The 15772-nt window shown below is 45.0% G+C and carries 8 protein-coding genes; 5 read left to right on the top strand and 3 right to left on the bottom strand.

The window, feature by feature from the left end:
• Positions 1–5 precede the first annotated feature (5 nt).
• The 3 genes from AB7E53_RS03725 (at position 6) to AB7E53_RS03715 (ending at position 4685) form a co-directional block, all read left to right on the top strand.
• Positions 6–1055, top strand: a complete 1050-nt coding sequence (locus AB7E53_RS03725) for a sensor histidine kinase (protein WP_079683600.1) — start codon at positions 6–8, stop codon at positions 1053–1055.
• Positions 1052–1759, top strand: coding sequence for a LytR/AlgR family response regulator transcription factor (locus AB7E53_RS03720; RefSeq protein WP_446774242.1), 708 nt, complete (start codon positions 1052–1054; stop codon positions 1757–1759). Before AB7E53_RS03725 ends, AB7E53_RS03720 begins: the two co-directional genes overlap by 4 nt.
• A 70-nt stretch (positions 1760–1829) precedes the next feature.
• Positions 1830–4685 carry a bifunctional fucokinase/fucose-1-phosphate guanylyltransferase gene (locus AB7E53_RS03715; protein WP_446774275.1) on the top strand — a complete coding sequence of 952 codons (2856 nt, stop codon included), beginning with the start codon at positions 1830–1832 and terminating at the stop codon, positions 4683–4685.
• A gap of 166 nt (positions 4686–4851) precedes the next feature.
• On the opposite strand, the gene AB7E53_RS03710 is transcribed toward AB7E53_RS03715, so the two are convergent.
• Together AB7E53_RS03710 and AB7E53_RS03705 are read right to left on the bottom strand one after the other, a co-directional pair.
• Positions 4852–7368: a glutaminase domain-containing protein gene (locus AB7E53_RS03710; RefSeq protein WP_446774240.1), complete on the bottom strand. Its 2517-nt coding sequence runs from the start codon at positions 7366–7368 to the stop codon at positions 4852–4854.
• 6 nt (positions 7369–7374) lie between these two features.
• The gene (locus tag AB7E53_RS03705) at positions 7375–9651 is read right to left on the bottom strand and encodes a GH92 family glycosyl hydrolase (protein WP_446774238.1); all 2277 of its coding nucleotides are present in this window, start codon (positions 9649–9651) and stop codon (positions 7375–7377) included.
• A 517-nt stretch (positions 9652–10168) separates the two neighbouring features.
• Between AB7E53_RS03705 and AB7E53_RS03700 the strand changes: the two genes are divergently transcribed.
• A complete protein-coding gene (locus AB7E53_RS03700) occupies positions 10169–13231 on the top strand; it encodes a SusC/RagA family TonB-linked outer membrane protein (protein ID WP_446774236.1) in 3063 nt (1020 codons plus the stop codon).
• Between the two features lie 20 nt (positions 13232–13251).
• Positions 13252–14847 carry a RagB/SusD family nutrient uptake outer membrane protein gene (locus AB7E53_RS03695; protein ID WP_446774234.1) on the top strand — a complete coding sequence of 532 codons (1596 nt, stop codon included), beginning with the start codon at positions 13252–13254 and terminating at the stop codon, positions 14845–14847.
• Between the two features lie 74 nt (positions 14848–14921).
• On the opposite strand, the gene AB7E53_RS03690 is transcribed toward AB7E53_RS03695, so the two are convergent.
• Positions 14922–15772 (bottom strand): GDP-L-fucose synthase family protein (locus AB7E53_RS03690; protein WP_446774232.1); only part of this gene is annotated, 851 nt, incomplete at its 5' end.

Below are 15772 nucleotides of genomic sequence, written 5' to 3'. Positions count from 1 at the left end.
CTGATATGAAACGTTTTGAAAAATGGTTTTGGATTATCCCTCTATTTGTTGCATTAATTGTAATGACAGGGATACGTCTTGTTACCGACACCCCCAATGGATACAAATTCTGGGAAAGACCTATCAGTCAGAATCTGATAGAATGGATAGGAGCCTCCATTATGGCCTACCTGTTTCAGGCCTTTATGTATTACCTTTTAAAGCGGAATGAAAAGTATACGGATAAATTGAATTTAAAAAGACTATTGATCGAATACCTGATCATTGTCGTTGTAGGGTTACTATTTATAAATCCGTGTGTTATGATAATCCACCACTTTATTAATGACCCGGTGGATCTGGATGATCTTGTTATTGCCAGTGTCATTTTCACCCTGGTTCTCATTTTCATCTATTCCTTTTACAGAGGAAGTCAGATTCTGGATGCATATATCGAACAACGGCTTCAAAATGAAAAGGTAAAAAGCATTCAAGCCGAAACGGAACTCAAGTACCTGAAAGCTCAATTCCGGCCTCATTTCTTATTCAACACGCTGAACACCATCTACTTTCAGATAGATGAGCAAAATGAGGCTCCACGTCGTACTATAGAAAAACTTTCGGAACTTCTCCGCTACCAACTATACGATGTAAATCATTCGGTTACGGTAGAACAGGAATTTCAATTTATCGAAACCTATATGGAGGTACAAAGGTTACGAATGAAAGAGAGTCTTAAACTTGAAACCTTTTTCGATCCGGCTTTAAAACCATACCATATTCAGTCGCTTCTGTTATTACCTCTGGTAGAAAATGCATTTAAATATGTAGGAGGCGATTACTGGATACAGATAGACGCCCGACTTGAAAAAGGAAACCGGATGACGTTGGAAGTCAGGAATTCCATCCCCGCTAACACTGTAAATAACAGCAAGAAGGGAATAGGTCTTGAAAACCTTCAACGGCAGCTTGAGTTACTTTATGCCGGCAAACACAAACTTCAATATATAAAATCCAATGGAACATATGTAGCTCATATGGAAATTGAATTGGTTAAAAAAACAACAATCGGATGAAACTAAAATGCATCATAACAGACGATGAACCTATTGCAAGAAAGGGACTGCAAAACTATGTGGAAAGAATTGATTTTCTCGAATTGGTAGGCGTTTGCGAAGACGCCATCCAGTTAAACAATCAACTCAAAAGTCAGCAAGCCGATCTGTTATTTCTAGATATAGAAATGCCATATATGACAGGAATCGAGCTGTTGAACAGTTTGAGCAACCCTCCTAAAGTAATTATAACCAGCGCATATGCCGAATATGCGATCAAGGGGTACGATCTCGAAGTAAGCGACTACCTGCTAAAGCCTATCTCTTTCGATCGTTTTCTAAAGGCTGTAAACAAAGTATACGATCAGTTGATCTCTTCGCAGACTCCGGTTGTGCAGGACTATCTATTCGTAAAAACCAGCCTGAAACTGGAGAAAATACGGTTTAATGATATGCGTTTTATCGAAGGTGTCGAAAATTATGTAGCCATCTATACCAGCGATGGGAAAATAATAACGCACACCACCCTGCGTACCATTCTCCAAAAATTGCCCGCTGAGCGATTTGTTCAGGTACATAAATCCTATCTTGTTAATATCGATAAAATTGATTCCATCGAGGGGAATCTTTTAGGCATCGGGAAAAATAAAATCCCCCTTTCGCGTACCTACAAAGAAACCGCACTGGAAATTATCCTGAAAAACAAACTCCTCAAAGATGGTTAATTTCTTCGTTCTTCCAATTTAAGGAATAATAATGTACATTTGCCATTGGAAAAACAAAAAACAACCTATGATACGTAAACTGCTCTCACTGCCCCCCAACCTGGTGGAAAGTTTTCATGACCTGGAAAATGCTTCACGCGAAGAATGGTTCTGCACCTCAGATCCTGTAGGATCCAAACTTGGATCGGGAGGTGGAACCGCGTGGCTGCTGGAATCTTGCCGAAAAGAGGAAAACAATTATACAGAACGAAAAGCATGGCTTGCTGCCGAAAAGCGGATTCTGCTACATGCAGGCGGACAAAGCAGGCGACTGCCGGGCTATGCTCCGTCAGGTAAAATATTAACCCCTGTCCCCGTTTTCAGATGGGAAAGAGGACAGCGTCTGGGACAAAAGCTCCTTGACCTCCAACTTCCGCTCTACGAACGGATCATGAAAATGGCTCCCGATTCATTACATACCCTGATTGCCAGTGGAGATGTATATATCCGTTCCGAAAAAGCACTGCAACCTATACCTGAAGCAGATGTGGTATGCTACGGATTGTGGGTAGAACCGTCGCTGGCCACTCACCACGGAGTGTTTGTTTCAGATCGAAAACATCCTGATGCACTCGACTTTATGTTGCAAAAGCCCTCCCTCGATGAATTGGGAGCTCTGGCAAAAACACATCTGTTCCTGATGGATATAGGAATCTGGATATTAAGCGACCGGGCTGTAGAGCTATTAATGAAGCGCTCGGAAGGAGAAGGCGAATACGGATTAAAATACTATGATCTGTATTCCGACTTCGGTCGTGCTCTGGGTTGTAACCCAAGCGTTAAAGATCCGGAACTAAATTCGCTTTCCGTAGCTATCCTTCCGCTTCAGGGGGGGGAATTCTATCATTACGGTACCAGTAAGGAGCTCATATCCTCTACCCTTTCCGTACAGAATCTGGTTCGGGACCAACGTGAAATCATGCACCGCAAAGTTAAGCCCAATCCGGCTATGTTTGTGCAAAATTCCATAATGAAAAAGCCTCTTACGGCAGAGAATGAAAATATTTGGATAGAAAACAGCTACGTAGGTACTGGTTGGAAAATCAGCAGGAACAATATTCTGACCGGGATACCGGCCAACGACTGGCAACTTTCTGTTCCGCCGGGCATTTGTGTGGATGTAATTCCGTTAAGAGACAAGGGATGGGTGGCCCGCCCCTACGGATTAAACGATGCTTTTAAAGGAGATCTCTTCCATGCTGAGACCCATTGGATGGGTAAAGCCGTAGCCGACTGGTTCTCTGCACGAAAAATAGACATGTCGGCAACGATGAGCGGACAAACAGGCGATTTACAATCGGCCCCACTATTCCCCTATTGCGAATCCATTGAACAATTGGGCATGCTCCTTCGCTGGATGATATGCGAGCCCCAACTGGAAGAGGGAAAAACACTTTGGCTAAATGCCCCCAGATTATCGGCCGACGAGATATCTGCCTCAGCCAACCTGTCCAGACTCTATGCCCAACGAACTCTGTTCCGACAGGAAAACTGGGTCCAATTGGCATCCAATTATGAGCGGAGTGTATTCTATCAGCTCAATCTGGCTGATGCAGCCGGCGAATTTGCCAAAGGCGGCATACCATTACCTCCCCCGCTGCCCGAGGATGCAACACTGCTCAATCGGATGCACAACCATATGTTCCGTGCCAGAACCCTTCGTTTGCTTGGCGACAACCAGTATATAACCGACGAGAAAGCCTCGTTTTCATTGCTTCGCGAAGGGCTTGTAGGATCAATTTCCGAAACAAAGCAGGAACCTCGTCTCAACGTCTATTCCGACCAGATCGTATGGGGAAGAAGTCCGGTTCGTATCGACCTTGCCGGAGGATGGACAGACACTCCTCCATTCTGCCTTTATTCCGGAGGAAATGTCGTGAACATGGCCATCGAATTAAACGGTCAGCCTCCCCTGCAGGTATACATCAAACCCAGCAAAACATTTCAGATTGTTCTGCGCTCTATCGATCTGGGAGCTATGGAGATAATCACTACATACGACGAGCTGAGCGACTTTTCGAAAGTAGGCTCCCCCTTCTCCATACCCAAAGCAGCTCTTTCTTTAGCTGGATTCGCACCCCAATTTGGTCAAGGTAATTATTCCACTCTCGAAGAAAGACTTAAAGCCTTCGGATCCGGCATTGAAGTCACCCTGTTGGCAGCCATCCCTGCGGGCTCGGGACTAGGGACCAGTTCTGTACTTGCGGCAACCGTATTAGGAGCAGTTAACGACTTCTGTGGATTGGCATGGGATAAAAACGAAATCTGCCGGCGTACGTTGGTGCTCGAACAACTTCTCACCACAGGAGGAGGATGGCAGGATCAGTTCGGAGGTGTGCTGCAGGGAGTGAAACTGCTTCAGACAGGCCGGGGCTTCGACCAATTGCCATTGGTACGTTGGTTGCCCGATTTCATCTTCAGTAGTCCGGAATATAAACCCTGCCATCTGCTCTATTACACCGGGATTACACGTACCGCCAAGGGAATTCTGGCCGAAATTGTAAGCAGCATGTTTCTTAATTCCACCGAACACCTCGATCTTTTACAGGAAATGAAGTTACACGCGCTCGACACCTACGAAGCTATCCAAAGGGGTAACTTTACCGAAGTGGCTGCTTTAGTCGGCAAAACATGGCAACAGAATAAAGCACTCGACAGCGGGACAAATCCTCCGGCCATCGAGGCGATTATCAACCAGATTAAAGACTATACACTTGGATACAAATTACCGGGAGCAGGAGGAGGAGGTTATCTGTACATGATTGCTAAAGATCCGGTTGCCGCAAGCCGAATAAAAGAAATACTTGTCCAAAATCCGCCCAATGTTAATGCGCGCTTCGTAGATATGAGTTTATCGGACAAGGGGCTTCAGATCAGCCGCTCCTGATTAAATAAGTTCTAAGCACAAAATAGCTTTATAGCTCAAAAAAAGTAGGTCACGAAAACGTTTAAAACGTCCGTGACCTACTACACAAAACAAAGTACAAACTTCTTAAGAGAGGAATCTTATTACTCTTAAGCGTTTAAAACTGATCCATATTAATTGAGAACACTTATTTCATTAATTTCTTTTCCAGCATACGCATAAAGTAACCACCTACAACCGAACGGGCCTGGAAACCACGCTGAGATCCGTTTGACGTCATATGCCAATCACTCAAAGGTACACGGGTAGATGTTTCATTCGCATACTTCCATACCGGATTCACCAATGCATCGAAATCGGCCTGTGAACCGGTAAGACAAGCAGTCCAGATAATCCAGTCGGACTTCGTATAATCTTCGCGGTTATCCAGCGGCAGGCCATAAGCATTTTGCTTTGTCTTATAAAATGCAAGTTCGGTTGCAGCAACCTCTGTGGGGAAAATATTGAATCCAAGCAAGCGGTCCCAAACAAGGTTGTACTTCTGACTCCAGGTTCCCGATTTATCAAATGTAAGTTTGTAATGATCGCCATCCTTGGCCATCTCTACCCATTTGGCAGCCATGTCTCGGGCAGTCTGCATATATTTTGCCTCCACATCCTTCTTTCCAAGCATACCAGCCAATTTTCCGTAACCTGCAACCCCCATGATTGCCTTGATTGAAAGATTGGTGTTATGGGCAAAGTGGCCGGCAAAATCATCTGTACACAACTGATTCTCCGGATCTAATCCCTCTTTTTGCAGGTAATCGGCCCAAGTAGTAAGCACATCCCAGTGTTTCGCAGCATAATCAGCATTACCCTCCACACAAGCGATTGCGGTTGTAAGGATCAACATATTGCCCGATTCCTCTACCGGCATATCGCCTCCGTAAGTCTGACCGTTAGCCAACGGATAAGTACCTACATCGTGGGCGGCAAAGGGTTTTGTCCATTTACCGCTTTCACTGTAATAGAAAATCGGATTAAGCATCCCCTTCAATAAATCAGGATTATACACCAGGAACAAAGGAGCCGAAGGGTAAGTTACATCCACCGTACCGATAGATCCGTTGCTAAAATTTTCTTTGGACAGGAATAACAGATTACCCTCTTTATCGGTAACCAATTTATGAGCTGCTATTGCCTGTCTGTAGGCCAAAGCACACAATTCGGCATACGACTTGCCTCCGGCAGCAGCAGCGTCGGTCATCATCTGCTTATCGAATTCGCCGCAACGCTTCATCAGCTCCGGATACAACCTTTCTCCATCTTCAAATGCTTTCATTATATCCACTTTACCCTCCTGTTTCCAGTAGGCCATTCGGTTATCATTAAAGTACTGAATGGAATACAAATCATCGTACCCGATCATCAGGAGGCCTCCAGTCTTTTTGTCGCCCACTCTTCCTAAATTATCGGTAAATGCCAACACCGTCATCTCTTTTTGCATATCACCGGATGTACGTCCGCCGTCCGCACTCAAGGTTCCGGTTTCCATAAACTCCTTCTTGCTATCGTAGTACGCATTCATCTTTAGCGCTGTACGATCACTTTCGGCAGCCGCCAGATAGAAATACCCCCAATCAATCCGTAAATCATCACCTTTCTTACCTAAAACAGCCTGTTCGGCAGTACCCGTCTTAAGGTAACCGATACCTTTTTTACTTCCCCGTTCAAATGTAACCGGCTGTTCCACCTTGTCAACCGCCCACTGAGGGGTGGCCTCCACATAGATCTGCACATCGTGCGAAGCACCATCTGTAGAGCGAACCTGATAAGTCAGGTAGTTAAACGGAGATGAAAGAATATTCAGATCGTCCATCAATGCCGGTGCCGTAAAAATTACGTCCAAATCAACGGGTCCGCAACGGAACGTATAGAATGTCTGCGTAGGTAACACCTGAGCCGAAAGCTGTTCGGCAACCGCTTCAAAGGTATCACCACGTTTCACCTTCTTCATAATACCGAAATCCACATATCCTCCGCCCACGTCATTCAAGCAATGCGCAGCAATCACATTCCCGGTAGGCTTAAGAGAGGCGATTACCTCGGCCGGAATCTCCTTTATCAGGTCATAATTCAATCCACGTCCGGTGGTGGCAACCTCCATTCCATTGATATAGATTTCGATATTATCATCGTGTGAGAATTTCAGATAGAGAGTCTCTTTACTTACATCTTCACCCAGATCAAAACTGCGACGCACCCAGATGTCACGTGTATTCCAGGGTGTTTCACGGTTGGGATTACCATCTGTACCGAAGGCTCCCACCCCCTTCTTCCATCCTGCCGGCTGATAATCGGCTGCCATCCAGTTGCCTGTTGGTTTTGTTTCTGTATATACACCTTCCCACTTCATACTTGCCGCTGTTTCCAGCACAGGAAGCAAAGGTATCTCCTCCCTGCCCATGAACCGATAAGATTTTCCATCCACCCGTATCCCACCCAACAACGGGAAAGGTTTGCCGGTCCAATGTTTAGTCTCTTCCTCATTCAGTTTGTCAGAAAACGACCAGGCACTGGTATAAGGATCAATGGTTACCAGCGGATAAGCCGGTGCACGTAATGAATTCGTTTCCATAGGTTCGTAAACAGCGGTCGGCTTCGACATGTTTCCGCATCCTGTAGCTACGATCAATACAGAAAGTAAAGCTAAATTCTTCATGAATAATTATTTAAGTTTGGTTGAAACAGAATAGGGCCTGTCAGAAGAAGCTACACCCCAGGCCCGGTTGGGTTTACTGCCCATCTTAAAACGGATGATACCTCCCTCTGTAAGTTCCTTATAGGTTAACCACGTACGGGTAAAGCTTTTTCCGTTGAGGGAAGCCGACTGAATATAGCGGTTCTCTAAAGAATTACCTGCAGCCTCCAATATGAGTGTTTTGCCATTCTCCAGATGAATTGTCATTTTAGGAAATACAGGCGATCCAATAACATACTGGTCGGTACCCGGACAAACGGAATACAATCCCATGGCACTGATAACATACCACGACGATGTCTGTCCCTGATCCTCATCCCCGGGATAGCCATCCGGTCCCGAGCTATACAGCTTATTCATCACCTCTCTTGCCCAATACTGCGTTTTCCAGGGAGCACCCGCATAGTTATATAGATAAATCAGATGCTGAATAGGTTGATTACCATGGGCATACTGACCCATATTGATCATAGCCATCTCCGTCATCTCATGTATCACCCTGCCGTATGTTCCCACCTTAAAAGTGTTGGGAACCGAAAATACCGAGTCAAGTTTGGCTACAAAATTACGGTCTCCGTCCATCAGGTTGATCAATCCCTGCACATCATGAAAAACCGACCAGTGATAATGCCATGCCGAGCCTTCGGTGTAGGGACCACCCCATTCGGTAGGATCAAAGTTGCCCACCCAACTTCCATCTTTCTTCCGGCCTCTCATAAACCGGGTTCCTGTATCGTACACTTGTTTGTAATTAAAGATCTGACGGCCAAAAATTGTTTCATAATAACGGTTTCCCGTAAGCTTGGCCAACTGCATCGCACAGAAATCATCGTAACAAAATTCCAGTGTTTTCGCAACCGACTCGCCATATTCGGGATAGGGTACATAACCCAACTGAAAATATTCACGCCATCCATCACGTCCGTTAGACGGACCATGGGGCCCTTTATTCGTTGCTTCATGATACATGGCCGCCAAGGCTTTTTCGGGATCGAAGGTGCGAATACCCTTCACCCAGGCATCAGCCAACAACGAAGCAGCATGGTTACCAACCATTCCGCAACTGTGTCCCGGAAACGACCACGATGGCAACCATCCGCTTTGGTCGTATGCATCAATGAGCGATTTAACATATCGTCCGTGCATTTGCGGATGTAGCAACACATTAAGCGGAAACTGAGCTCTGAAGGTATCCCAGAAACCATTGTCGGTATACATGTATCCTTCATGAAGCTGTCCGTCGTACGGACTATAATAGATAGGATTGTTGTTCGCATCCAATTCATAAAATTTGCGGGGAAAAAGCATAGACCGGAAGAAACAGGAATAAAAAGTAGCCACCTCTTCGTCCGTTCCGCCTTCCACCTCCACTTTCCCTAATTGCTCATTCCATGCATTCTGAGCATTTGTTTTAGCCTGCTCTAAAGTCTGCAAACCTTCCAGCTCCTTTGCAAAGCTTAGCTCTGCCTGCTCAATGCTTATAAACGACGAAATTACCTTGGCCTCCACGGTCTCACCGGGTGTAAACTGAATGTATGAACCAACATAATCTCCAAAAGCCTCTTTACTGCCGGGAGTAACATCTCCGGCGGCATTACGCCATACTCCATGGGCCATAAACGGCTTATTGAATTTCACCACAAAGTAATTGGTAAAACCTTTCGGCACCGAATGGTTTGCGTTTCTGCAATAACCAACAATTTTTTGTTCTTCGGGATAGATGCGCACCATGCTTCCGCCATTGTTGGCATCCAGAACCACATATGCATTATCCTCTTTTGGAAAGGTAAATCGAAAATAGACACCCCTCTCGGTAGGCGACATTTCGGTCGTAATCCGGTTATCAAAAGTAACCTTATAATAGTGTGGCTTAGCCACTTCATTTGCGTGATTAAAGCGCAGCGCCCTGTCGTATTGGTTTACCACCAATTTTCCGGAAACCGGCATCAACGAAAAAGCCGCGTAATCGTTTGTCCACGAACTACACTGATGCGTTTGCCTGAATCCACGTATCGAATCCTTAAAATGCTGGTAAATCCATCCATCCCGATTGATCCCCGTCTGCGGGGTCCAGAAATTCATACCCCAGGGCATGGCCAACGTAGGATAAGTATTTCCCCTTGTCAGCTCAAAACGAGAATTTGTACCCTGTAAAGTGTTTACATGGTTAACAAAGTCCTTCCCGTTGGCAAGCCATATTGCGTTAACAAACAAAAGCAAGGCCAACAACTTTTTACTCTTCATTTTCACTCTTCAAATAATGTATTACAAATCCGATTCTTTCTTCCTATTAAAGGCAACTATCCCTTAAGACGCACGAACCTTACATTCCCCCTAAAAGAATATGTAAATCACCTTTTAATTTATCTTTCTTTCACATTTACAGATCATCCGGCATTGCTCGGGTAGATTTATTTGATAAAATAAATTCCATATGCATTTTTATCGATTTAACTATCAGGCTTTCATAAAGGTATTATACTGAACTATTGCACATTACACATTTCATCCATTTTATTTTGATAAAAGAATAAAAATAGAATGCCCGATTTTAATTTTTATTCATATATTTGCCGTGCTTTTTAACAAAATACATCTAATTATGCAACCACAATTCATGAATTAGACCAAGAAAAAAGCAATTAACGTAAGCGCCGCACTATTATGGGAACATATTAGTTGTAATCTCTCATGAGACAGAAGCGTCTGTCTGATGCACTTAAACGACAAACTTATTATCTATTATCAAAAAACATTCATTATGTTTAAAATCTCTAAGCAGATCAGCTTGATTCTGCTCTCGGGTGTATTGTGTTCTTCCGGGAACCTGTATGCCTCCGCCAAAGCGGAAAAGCAGGGAGTTGCAATCTCTCAGCAAACCTCTACACTGAAGGGTAACGTTCAGGATGCGATGGGTCCAATTATCGGAGCTTCGGTCGTTGTAAAAGGAACAACCAATGGTATGATTACCGACATGGATGGTAACTTTACATTGGAAGTTAAGAAAGGCGACATCATCCAGATTTCTTATGTAGGTTATTTGACCCAGGAAATCAAATACAACGGAGAACCCGTCTTAAACATCACTTTAAAAGACGATACACAAAAACTAGAAGAAATTGTTGTTGTAGGTTACGGTACACAGAAGAAGGTAAACCTTACCGGTTCTGTAGCCAATGTGGACAGCAAATTAATGGAAAGCCGACCGATGACCTCTGTTTCTGCCGGTCTTCAGGGTCTGCTTCCCGGGGTTACGGTTACTCAACGTAGCGGTCAGCCGGGTTCGGACAATGGAACAATCCGTGTGCGTGGTACAGGTACCTTCAATAATGCCAATCCGATGGTAATCGTGGATGGTGTTGAAGCAAGCATGAACGATCTCGATCCCAACGATATTCAATCGGTATCCGTTCTGAAAGATGCTGCCAGCTCGGCTATCTACGGATCTAAGGCAGCCAACGGTGTGATTCTTGTAACTACCAAACGCGGTAAGGCAGGTAAAGCATCTATCAATTATTCGGCTAACTTCGGCTGGCAATCGCCTACAGAGTTGCCGGAATATGTAACTTCGGCTCAATACGCGACATTAACCAACGAAGCACGTGCTTACGCTGGTAAAGCTCCGTTGTATACAGCGGAACAGATTCAGAAATATGCAGACGGATCAGATCCTTACAACTATCCAAACACCAACTGGCAGGATCTGTTGTATACGGAATCAGGTTTCCAACAGCAACACAACATCAGCATCAACGGCGGCGACGAGAAAGTACGCTACATGACTTCGGTTGGTTATCAGGGACAAGACGGTATCATCAAACATGCAAGCAAAGATCAATACAATGTGCGTGTGAACGTAGATGCCAACCCAACCAGCAAACTGGAATCCAACTTCAGCATCTCATATTCAAACATTGCACTTGAAGAACCGACCAACCCCTATGTAGGTGGATTGGCTCAGATCTTCCGTCAGGTTAACATGATCTCTCCGATGGTTCCTTATAAAAAAGCCGACGGTACTTACGGTACAATTGGCGACGGTAACCCCATTGCATGGATCGACATGGATGCAACAACCAACAAGAAACGTCATAACATGTTGGGTGTAGGATCTTTAAAATACAGCTTTCTGCCCGAGCTTTCCATCAAAGGACAGGCTTCTTACAAGTTGTATGCAGAAGACAGCAACGAAATGCGTAAAGACATTCAGTATAACCCCAACAAATACCACGGCCCGAATCAGATGTGGCAAAAAGATACATTTGAAGATCAGGTAATGGGAGACATTATGTTGGAATACAAAAAGAGCTTTGGATTGCATAATCTAAACGTATTGGCCGGTTTCCACTCGGAACTTTACAAGTATAAATACACCATGGCTTACCGCAAGAACTTCCCCAGCAACAATCTGACAGACATCAACGCAGGTTCGTCAGACGGAGCCAAGGCCGAAGGTTATACACGCGAACTTGCCATGCTTTCTTGGTTAGGTCGTGTTAACTACGACTATGCAGGCAAATATCTTTTGGAAGCCAACATCCGTTACGATGGCTCTTCACGTTTTGCCGATGGCAACCGTTGGGGTGCATTCCCTTCATTCTCTGCCGGATGGAGAATCTCGGAAGAAGAATTCTTCGAATCCTATCGTGAAACAGTAAACAGCCTGAAGCTGAGAGCTTCATGGGGTATGTTGGGTAACCAGAACATCAACAGCGATTATTATCCAACCGTATCAACCATGACCTTAGGCAAAAACTACCCTATGGGTGGCAGCCTAGTATCAGGAGCTTATACTCAGTATGCAAAGAATCCGAACCTGAAATGGGAAGAAACAACTACCTACGGTGTAGGTATTGACATTGCACTGATCAACAAGCTGAACGTAACACTAGACTATTACAACAAGTCTACCAGCGGTATCCTTATGAAGGTTCCTACGGCAGAAACCTATGCGTTGGCCGACTTCTACGACAACGTAGGTAAAGTTGAGAATAATGGTTTTGAAATGTCGGTAGATTACAAAGACCGTTTCGGTAAAGTAGATTTCTCAGTAGGTGGTAACATCTCTTACAACCACAATGAAATCAAAAACCTGGGCGGTGTGGATGAAATGATTGAAGGTGGCGACGGCTATGTATCAATCAAAAGAGTTGGCGAAGCAATGAACAGTTTTTATGGTTACAGAACTGCCGGTTTGTACCAATCGCAGGAAGATATCAACAACTGGGCGACTTATGGAATCAGAAATGCCAAGATCCTTCCAGGGGATATCCGTTACGTAGATGTTACAGGCGATGGTAAGATCAACGCAGACGACCGTGTTATCCTTAATTCGAGCGATCCTAAATTTACATTCGGGTTCAACTTGTCGGCTCAATACGCCGGATTCGATGTAATGGCATTTTTCCAGGGTGCTGCCGGAGTTAAGGGTTACTTAGGTATCGAAGCCATCGGTTCTATCAACGGTGACGATGCAAAACCTGCTGCATTATGGATGGATCGCTGGACTCCGGAAAACAAGAATGCTAAATACCCACGTGTGGCAGAAACATTGAATGGTCCGAGCATGCCATCTACTACTTCCGATTTCTGGTTGCAGAATGCAAACTACCTGCGTTTGAAAAACCTTCAGGTAGGTTATACATTCAATAAATCACTTCTGCAACGTGTAGGTTTCTCTAAGTTAAGAGTATATTACAGTGCCCAGAACATTCTTACGTTCACCAGCTTCCTGAAAGGTTGGGATCCCGAAGCTCCTTCTGGCCGCGGTAACTTCTACCCACAGACTCAAGTAAACTCGGTGGGCTTAAATCTTACATTCTAATCCAATAAAAAGAAATTAAAATGAAAAAGTTATTATATACATTATTACTGGGACTGCCTTTACTTACAGGTTGTTCCGATTTTCTGGACAGGTATCCGGGTGATGCCTTGTCACCCAGTTCATTCTGGAAAACAGAAGCCGATGCCAAGTTGGCTCTTACAGGTTGCTACAGTCAGTTCACAAGCGGATGGGATATCATGTATTGGGATTGCGCTTCAGACAATGCTTACAACTTCCACATCCACGAAGGTTATCAGGTGTTGGGTAACAGCTCCATGTCTCAAAGTGATCCGGGTGCCGGTATGTTTGGCTTCCTGGATATCCGTGCATGCAACGAATACCTCGAAAACGAAGGAACCATTGCATTTGCCTCAGAAACTACCAGAGCACGTTACAGTGCCGAAGTACGCTGCATCCGTGCATTCCTTTATTTCCAAAAATCGTTCAATTACGGCGATTTTCCTTTCTTTACAAGCAATTTCAAGACACCCGAAGAGGCTAAAGTAGCACGTACTCCACAGTCGGAAATCTATGCTTTTGTAGAAAAAGAGTTGAAAGAAAGCATTCCTTCGTTGCCCGAAACTGCCGAAGCCGGCAGATTCAACAAAGGGGCAGCTCAAGCGTTGCTTATGCGTTTCTATCTTTATACCGGCGATCATGCCAAAGCATTGGCAACAGCCAAGTCTATCGAAGGATATTCTATGCCGGCGCTTTCGTTCGAAGAATCATTCCTGATGGCAAACCAGTATAATTCTGAAATGATCCTTACAACTGAATCGGTAGAAAACAACTATTCTTTCGACTTTACACCGTTCTTACCTAACAGTTCCAGCGGCTGGTCGTCTGTAGTTCCTACCCAATCGTTGGTTGATGCTTACGAAACAGCAGATGGTCTTACTATTCAGGAAGCACAAGCTGCCGGAACATATGATCCTACAAATCCCTATGTTAACCGCGATCCACGTTTGCGTGCCACGATTATCTATCCGGGACAGAACTTCAACGGTGGCATTTTCGACTCGGTAGATCCCAAAAGTCCGGACTTCACAGCAAGTGCTAACAATGCCAGCAAGACTGGTTATAACTTCAAGAAATTCTATTCAAACCTCGAACAGTTCCCGCAGAATTTCTGGAATACAGCTAAAAACTTCCCGGTATTCCGCTATGCCGAAGTACTGCTTACCATTGCAGAATGTAAAGTTGAGCTGAACCAGATCGACAACGAACTGTACGATGCAGTAGACCAGGTACGCACACGTGCAGGCATGCCTAAAGTTGACCGTGTTAAATATGCTACACAGGCGAAGCTTCGCGAATTGGTACGTCGCGAACGTCGTGTTGAATTCGCTTACGAAGGCTTACGTCGTTACGATGTGATCCGTTGGGGCATTGGCGAAATCGCTATGAAGGGCGAGCTGAGAACTTGTCCACGTGGTGAAGTACTGGATGAAGTAGCCGATCCTGCTACTGGCGACCATAAGGTTAATCTGAACAAAGCGTCCGACTTAATTGAAGTTCGCAAATTCCAGAATGGTAAAAGCGAATTGTTACCAATTCCTCAAAGCTCTTTGGATAAGAATGAAAATCTGACTCAGAATCCTGGTTACGATTTATAAGATATAAATTACAAAAAAGAGGCGGACCCCGATGGTATCCGCCTCTTTTGTTTCGTATATTTTGCAATAAATATTTACTCGCAGGAAATATACCAGCTGTACATCTTGTCAATTCCTTCTTGTATCTCTATCTGATGACGCCATCCCAGGGCATTGAGTTTGGATACATCGGTAAGCTTCCGCATCGTACCATCGGGCTTGTCGGCATTAAAACGGATCTCACCCTTATAGCCCACCCTTTGGGCAATCAGTTGAGCTGCCTCGCCGATGGATATCTCCTTCCCTGTTCCGATATTGATATGGCAATTGCGTACCTCGGGGCTTGTACCTTTCAGGTCGGCAAAATCCACTTTCTCCATAATGAAAACCGAGGCATCTGCCATCTCTTCACTCCAGAGGAATTCACGCAAAGGCTTGCCGGTACCCCACAATTCCACAAATGAATCGTGGATGCCATACTTGGTCAGCTTATCCAGGATATCACGCTGATCGGATTGTCCGGATACTCCTTCCACCGGCAGGCGGTCCAGATCCTTGCGCAGTGCGGTCCAGTCCCCCTGCAACAGACAATGCCCCAGATGTATCTTGCGGATCATGGCCGGCAGCACGTGACTCTTCTCCAGGTCGAAATTATCGTTCGGACCGTACAGGTTGGTGGGCATCACCGCAATATAGTTGGTACCATACTGCAAGTTGTAGCTTTCGCACATCTTCAACCCGGCAATCTTGGCTATGGCATAGGGTTCGTTGGTGTATTCCAGCGGACCGGTAAGCAGCGCCTCCTCCTTCATAGGTTGAGCGGCATCCCTGGGATAGATACAGGTGCTTCCTAAAAACAGGAGCTTCTTTACACCGTGACGGAAACTTTCGCCTATTACATGCTGCTGAATCTGCAGATTGTCTGCTATAAAATCGGCACGGTACA

Source organism: Macellibacteroides sp., assembly GCF_050251695.1.
In the GTDB taxonomy this organism is placed as follows: Bacteria; Bacteroidota; Bacteroidia; order Bacteroidales; family Tannerellaceae; genus Macellibacteroides; species Macellibacteroides fermentans.
Note: the sequence above shows the minus strand (reverse complement) of the source record. Positions and strands in the feature narration are given on the sequence as shown.